Raw genomic sequence first — 6,791 nt, 5'->3', positions numbered from 1 at the left:
AACTATGCTTGATGTGGAGGACTTAATGCCGAGCAAAGATAATTTTTACTCCACGGAAAATATAGACGAATTAGCAATGTCTATTGAATTGGTCGGACACATTGAGCAGAACTTGGTAGTAAAGCCGGAAGCACACGGAAAATACGAAGTAGTCGCAGGACACCGCCGTAGACTTGCAGCCTTGAAGTTGGTACAGGAGGGCAAAGAGGAATATAGAAAAGTGCCGTGCCTTATCAAAAAGGAATCCGACACAATCAAGGATAAGTTAAGCCTTATATTTACCAATGCAACGGCAAGACAGCTTACGGATTGGGAAAAGGTACAGCAGGCAAAGGAATTAAAAGAAATCCTTACCGAGTACAAGAGAACATTACAGGAAGAAAACAAGGATAAGCCGAAAGAGGAAAGGGAGAAAATGGGGCGTATCCGTGACATTGTGGCAAAGATGCTTAATACATCAACTACACAGATTGGAAGAATGGAAGCCATTGAAAACAATTTATCACAGGAGTTTAAGGATGAATTGGAAAAAGGCAATATCAATATTTCTACCGCCCACGAACTTAGCCGACTTGATGAAGAGGGGCAGAAAGAGGCTTACGAAAAATACGAGGAAAAAGGCGAATTACATATAAATGACGTGAAAGAAGAGCCGAAAGCAGAGATTACGGACGAACAGGCGGAACAGGTACAGAAAGCAATTAAGGAAGCCTTAAAGGGAGAGGTAAACCGTGCGGTATTCAAAGTAAAAGGCAATACGGCAGCAGTTGAAAAGGAATTGATTAAACACTTTTCAAAGACATTTACCGCAAAGACCTTAGAACTTAACGGAAAAGAATTTATTTACAGATTCCAAACGGAGGGAATGGCGATACAGATTAAGGAGGATTGGAGTACATATATTATCGAGTATGCCGACCTTGCGGAAATTGTTGCATTGATGATTGAAACGGAAGAATTGACCTATGACGATTCCGAAGAGGAAACACCACAGGGACCGGCAGAGGAAGAGGACACCGAGGAAACGCAGGAAAGCGGTTTTATGAACGAGCCGGAAGAAACACAGGAGGACGAAGAGGAAAACGATAATTTACCGGGGCAGCAGGATATGAGCGATTACCCGGAATATGTACCCGAACCACAGGAAAAGGGATTATCCTTTACAGAGTGGATAAGCAAGAAATACGGAACAGGGCAGTATAACATGATACAGAAAGAGGTACGAAAGGTTATTATGACAGAATCCGAAAACGGAAATATCTGCCCGGCAGAATGGGAAAACAGATTAACCAACGCCTTATCTGTATGGGTAATGAGCAAAACGGCAGAGTATCAGAAGTATTTACAGGGTTAGGCGGTGCGTATGGACCGTATCGAATACAAGGAGGGCGTTATTTGGTGCGGAGAAGAAAAGGCAAGCAATCAATTATCTACATTGGTTGCCTGCCTGTCCGCACAAATTGGAAAAACAGAAAAAGAAACGTGCGATTTAATAAATCAATTCATGCAATCCTTTGATTTGCTTATGGAGAAGATAAAAGACCTTGCAGAGAGGTTAAAAGATATTTTTGATATAGCGGAATCGGATATTTGCGAATCTTGCGAAGCCAAGAGGACGAAGCACGGCAGCAGTTGTATAGCAGAAATCGAAGCTACAGGAAAAGCAAGTATCAAATGGTGTGAAAAATACAGACCACCATAAAAGAAAGGATAGCATAAAATGAAGAATTGGGAAGTAGAAGCAATCTTAAAATTTTACAAAGATATTGACCTTGACATTAAGGTTACAGGCGAGTGGCTAGAGCGGTACGAAAGCGTGTATGATACCACAGGGGCAATTAACTATGACGGTATGCCACACGGAAGTAATACAAGCGATTCTACGGCTCTGCTTGCAATCAAAATAGCAGGTACAGATACCGCAGAAAGAATTAAGGAATTAAAGGGCAGAATACAGGAGTTAAAGAAGTTGAGAACGGAAATATCAAAAGAGATTTATTCCTTAACTCCGATTCACAAAGCTATTATATGCGGATTTTACTTACAGGGTCAAAAATGGGAACGCATAGCGGAACAGATTAGTTATTCTGTCCGGCAGAGTAAAAATATAAGGTGCGTTGCCTTAGAGGTCTTAGGCGGAAAATTAGCAAGGAATAGAAATGTATCACGAAGCAAAATTTTGAAAGAGGTTTTGCATTAAAGATTGCCCGCTATTGCCCGATTTTATGTAGTATAATACTAAGATGAAAAGCGAAGCAGGGCAGCAGGATTTTATTGTTAAATCCTGTTGCCTTTTCGTGTTATAAAAATTTGAATTTGCAAAAATGCGAAGATTCCGAAAGAACGGAAAGTCAAAAACCGGGAAAACAAACGAAAGGAGGTTTTGACTTGGCAAGGCAGAAAGACGAAAACAGGGAAAAGGCGAAGCAACTTTTTTTAGATTCAGACGGCTTAATGAAGAATACAGAAATTGCGGAAGCCTTGGGGATTGATTCGGCAAAGGTACGAAAATGGAAGTGCGTAGATAAGTGGAATGATGTACTTGAAAATAAACCCAAAAAGAGGGGCGGACAAAAAGGCAATAAAAACGCCAAGGGTCACGGGGCCCCTGTAAGAAATAAAAACGCAGAAACTCACGGGGCATATTCTAAAGTGTATTTTGACGAATTATCAGAGGATGAAAAAGCCTTGATAGAATCAGTTACCCTTGATACAGGGGAAAATACATTAAGAGAATTACAAAGCCTTATAGCCAAAGAAAAAGATTTGGAAAAAAGGATAAAAGAATTAAACACAGACACCACAGGCGACCTATACACAGACAAGGTTGTAGAAATGCGTACGCCCGGAAAAGAGGGAGAGGATACAGACCCATACGGTGCATACAATGAGGACGGCAAGGATGCACCACAGGGACCGGCTCTAAGTGTGGCTATGGAAACAACTATTAAATCCTCTGCCTTTGAAAGAGCAATGAAGTTAGAGGACCAGCTTAATAAAGTACACGGCAGAATCATAAAGCTATTGGATACAATAAAGTCTTATGAGTTAGAACAACGCCGTATCACATTGGAAGAGAAGCGGTATGCATTGATGAAACAAAAGATAAGCGGGGAGTATGATGTAGACCCAGACACAGGAGAGATAGACGATAGCTACACAGAGGACAGCGAGGACGGCGAGGTATAGGCGTAGGCACACGGTAGCAGTAGCCACGCCACGCACCGCCACACGCTCACACACGCACGCACAGGCAGGCACGCACCACACACAGCACCACAGGCGGACACAGGCACACGCCACGGACGGCGAGGGTGCGTAGGTACTGTAAGCCGTCTGAACGGCGTGAGGGTGCCGTGACCCCAAACGCTTCCTAGATTCGAGGTCGAAAAAACGACTTCCAAAAATCCGCAAAATTTTTTAAGGGGGTAGGATTTTGAAACTCTATGATAAAAATGCGGTCGCAAAATTCTTAGATATGACCCCTAAAAATGTGGAGAGGTTGACACAGAAAGGGATTTTGCAGACGAAGCAAGGAAACCTGTACGCCTTGGCGGAAACCAACAGGGCATACATAAAATATTTGAGGGACCGTAACCCGGAATCACAGGAAGCGGTAGACCTCAACGAAGAGCGAGCAAAGCTAACCAAAACGAAAAGGCTTAATGAAGAGTTAGACCTTGCGGTAAAGAAAGGAGAATTGCACAAGTCAGAGGATATAGAAAAAGTAATGACAGCTATGTTAATCAATTTCAAGAGCCGATTAAGTGCCATTCCGGCAGAGGAAGCGGACAAGTTGGCAGCAATGACGGACAAAGCAAAGATTTTTCTATATCTGAATGACAAAATAAAAGAAGCACTTAACGAGTTATCCGATTTTGAGGGTATATTTAAGGAGGAAATAAAAGAAGATGAAGAGGGAAACGATTGACCTTTTCAACAGAATATTTAAGGTCTTAGAGCCACCGCCCGACTTGACATTATCACAGTGGGCGGACAGATACCGCCGTTTGTCCTCCGAATCGGGTAGCAAAGGCGGTAAGTGGAATACAGAAAAAGCACCTTGGCAGCGGGAAATTATGGATGCAATAACGGATATATCCGTTGAAAAAGTTGTGGTTATGAGTGCTGCACAAATGGGAAAAACGGATGCTTTTTTGCTTAATACAATAGGCTATTATATGCACTATGACCCATGCACCATATTGTGTATGCAGCCGACCTTATCCCTTGCGGAAACAATGAGCAAAGACAGGCTTATGCCAATGGTACGAGATACCCCGGCATTAAGGGATAAGATAAATGAGAAAAGCCGAACCGCAGGAAACACGATTTTTAAAAAGGCGTTTCCGGGCGGACGTATCACAATGACAGGTGCAAACTCTCCGACAGAGTTACGAAGCCGACCGATTCGTATTTTATTAGCGGACGAGATAGATGCTTACCCACCAACCGCAGGAGCGGAGGGGGACCCTCTGATACTTGCAGGGAAACGACTTACAACATATTGGAATCGAAAAGAGGTAGACACAAGCACGCCAACGATAAAAGGGGCAAGCCGTATAGAAATGGAGTACGAACATTCTACTATGGAGGAATGGAATGTACCTTGCCCGAGTTGCGGAGAATTGCAGCCGTTGGAATGGAGCAACTTAATCTATAAGGTGGATGCAGACGGGGAAATAGAAAGTACAACCTATGTATGTGCGAAATGTGGAGTAGTACATACAGAGGTTGAGTGGAAAGAACATTTTAACGAGGGGCGATATGTGGCAAAATATCCAAACCGTAAAGTGCGAGGATTCCATTTTAATTCCTTGGCATCTACTTTTTTTGGTTGGGATAAGATAGTAAAAGGATTTATCGAAGCGGACCAGGCATTAAAAAAAGGCAATATCGAACTTATGAAATCTTGGGTTAATACCGAGTTGGGGCAGACTTGGGAGGAACAGGGCGAAAAAGCAAGCAAAGATGACCTGTTGAAGCGTAGGGAAAGATACCGTTGCGAAGTGCCGGACGAAGTTATAGCAATCACGGCAGGAATAGATACACAGGACGACCGTTTTGAGGTCGAGGTAGTAGGTTGGGGCGTAGAACACGAAAGTTACGGCATAATCTACAAGAGGATATACGGAGATTTGAAACAATCGGAAGTGTGGAAAAACCTTGACGATTTTTTAAAGCAGACATTTAAGAAAGCAGACGGTACGGCAATGAGAATATCATGTGCCTGTATGGATTCGGGCGGACATTTTACCAACAAGGTATATAAGTTCTGTAAAGCGAGAACGGCAAGAAAGATATTTGCAATAAAGGGAGGTAATGAGGGTACGGCAAGACCGTACATATCAAAGCCAACAAAAAACAACAGGGAACAGGCGTATTTATTTACCCTTGGAGTTGATACAGGTAAATCCCTTTTGTTACAGAGATTGCAGATTGAGGAAGAGGGTCCCGGATACTGCCATTTTCCGAAAGATGAAAACGAATACATCCGAGGATATGACGAGGATTATTTTAAGGGCCTTACGGCAGAGAAACAGGTATTAAAATATAAAAAAGGCAGACCATATTTTGTATGGGAACTTACAGGAGAAACAAAACGAAATGAGCCTTTGGATTGTAGAAACTACGCACAGGCAGCAATAGAAATTACAGGATTAACGCTAAAAGAGCCACCGAAGAAAAATACGGAGGTACAGGCAACACGAAAACACACAAGACATAGAGGAAATCGAAGTGGAGGTATAACATAATGGCAGCAATAACACTTGAAGTAGCAAAAAAACACTTGGAAATGTGGTTGGAAGCAGAAAGCGAGGTAGCAATAAACCAATCATACACAATAGGCGGAAAGTCCTTTACAAGGGCAAATTTGGCAGAAATCCGCAAACAGATAGAATATTGGAGCAATAAAGTGGCGGAATTGGAAAATTTAGCAAAGAAAAAGGGCAGAAACAGGGTATACAGGATTGTGCCGAGAGATTTATAGGCAAAAACAGCCGAAAAGGGCGAAAATACAAGTAAAACAGGAAAATAAAAGATTGCCCGCCATTGCCCGATTTTTTGTGATAATATATAAAATAGCAAAGCACCAAGGAGATATAGAGGTATCCAAGGTGCTTTTTTCGTACCCAAAATACGGAGAAAGGAGGTTTAAGCCTTGAATTTTATTGATAAAGCCATAAAAGCAATATCCCCGGAAAGGGCATTAAAGCGAGAAGTGGCAAAGAAACGCCTTAGTATGATTAACAGTGGTTACGGAAACTACGGTGCAAGTGCTACAAAGAAAAGCCTTATAGGTTGGACACACGGCGGAGGTAGTCACAGAGAGGACGTAGAGGACAATATAGACCCTTTAAGGCAGAGGTCTAGGGATTTATTCTATGGTGGCTCAAATGTTGCCACAGGGGCAATAAAAAGGCTTAGAACCAATACTATAGGGATTGGACTACACCTAAAAGCATCAATCAATGAGGAAGTGTTAAAGATTGAGCCGGAGGAAGCAAGAGAGTTAGAGGAAACGATAGAAAGAGAATTTGCACATTGGGCGGATTCTACGAATTGCGACCTTGAACGCATAGACAATTTTTATCAGTTGCAGCAGTTGGCATTTTTAAATGCCTTGCTTAGTGGCGATTCGTTCGCACTAATGACAACAACCAAGAGGATAGGAAGTATTTACGACCTTAGAATACAAACCATTGAAGCAGACAGGGTAAGTACGCCGGATAACGAAAGGGTAAACCCTTTGTTTTGCGAGGGCGTAGAAAAAAATACGGCAGGAGAGG

Annotated in this window: 8 protein-coding genes; all 8 read left to right on the top strand. The window is 42.5% G+C overall.

Going from position 1 to position 6,791, the window contains the following annotated elements; genetic code table 11:
• On the top strand, window positions 1-1,354 hold a 1,354-nt coding region (locus ACQY63_RS12145), incomplete at its 5' end, for a ParB/RepB/Spo0J family partition protein (protein ID WP_428245306.1).
• A 9-nt stretch (window positions 1,355-1,363) separates the two neighbouring features.
• The gene (locus ACQY63_RS12140; RefSeq protein WP_118257006.1) at window positions 1,364-1,702 is read left to right on the top strand and encodes a hypothetical protein; all 339 of its coding nucleotides are present in this window, start codon (window positions 1,364-1,366) and stop codon (window positions 1,700-1,702) included.
• Window positions 1,703-1,720: 18 nt separating this feature from the next.
• Window positions 1,721-2,200 carry a hypothetical protein gene (locus ACQY63_RS12135; RefSeq protein WP_412344681.1) on the top strand — a complete coding sequence of 160 codons (480 nt, stop codon included), beginning with the start codon at window positions 1,721-1,723 and terminating at the stop codon, window positions 2,198-2,200.
• A 188-nt stretch (window positions 2,201-2,388) separates the two neighbouring features.
• Window positions 2,389-3,189, top strand: coding sequence for a phage terminase small subunit (gene terS, locus ACQY63_RS12130; protein ID WP_428245305.1), 801 nt, complete (start codon window positions 2,389-2,391; stop codon window positions 3,187-3,189).
• A gap of 247 nt (window positions 3,190-3,436) precedes the next feature.
• On the top strand, window positions 3,437-3,931 hold the full coding sequence (locus tag ACQY63_RS12125; RefSeq protein ID WP_087758569.1) for a hypothetical protein: 495 nt from the start codon (window positions 3,437-3,439) through the stop codon (window positions 3,929-3,931).
• Window positions 3,912-5,756 carry a phage terminase large subunit family protein gene (locus ACQY63_RS12120; RefSeq protein WP_087758570.1) on the top strand — a complete coding sequence of 615 codons (1,845 nt, stop codon included), beginning with the start codon at window positions 3,912-3,914 and terminating at the stop codon, window positions 5,754-5,756. Before ACQY63_RS12125 ends, ACQY63_RS12120 begins: the two co-directional genes overlap by 20 nt.
• Window positions 5,756-5,992, top strand: a complete 237-nt coding sequence (locus tag ACQY63_RS12115) for a DUF6148 family protein (protein ID WP_005359677.1) — start codon at window positions 5,756-5,758, stop codon at window positions 5,990-5,992. Before ACQY63_RS12120 ends, ACQY63_RS12115 begins: the two co-directional genes overlap by 1 nt.
• Window positions 5,993-6,163: 171 nt before the next feature.
• A partial coding sequence (locus ACQY63_RS12110; protein ID WP_428245304.1) for a phage portal protein occupies window positions 6,164-6,791 on the top strand: 628 nt, incomplete at its 3' end.

Source organism: Eubacterium sp. Marseille-QA0814 (genome assembly GCF_965119675.1).
Classification (GTDB): Bacteria; Bacillota; Clostridia; order Lachnospirales; family Lachnospiraceae; genus Eubacterium_G.
This window is presented reverse-complemented; position numbering and strand designations above follow the sequence as displayed.

Excerpts from the sequence above, each read along its gene's own strand:
- ACQY63_RS12140 (WP_118257006.1), top strand. The coding sequence starts at position 1,364 with ATGGACCGTATCGAATACAAGGAGGGCGTTATTTGGTGCGGAGAAGAA.
- ACQY63_RS12135 (WP_412344681.1), top strand. The coding sequence starts at position 1,721 with ATGAAGAATTGGGAAGTAGAAGCAATCTTAAAATTTTACAAAGATATT.
- ACQY63_RS12120 (WP_087758570.1), top strand. The coding sequence starts at position 3,912 with ATGAAGAGGGAAACGATTGACCTTTTCAACAGAATATTTAAGGTCTTA.
- ACQY63_RS12115 (WP_005359677.1), top strand. The coding sequence starts at position 5,756 with ATGGCAGCAATAACACTTGAAGTAGCAAAAAAACACTTGGAAATGTGG.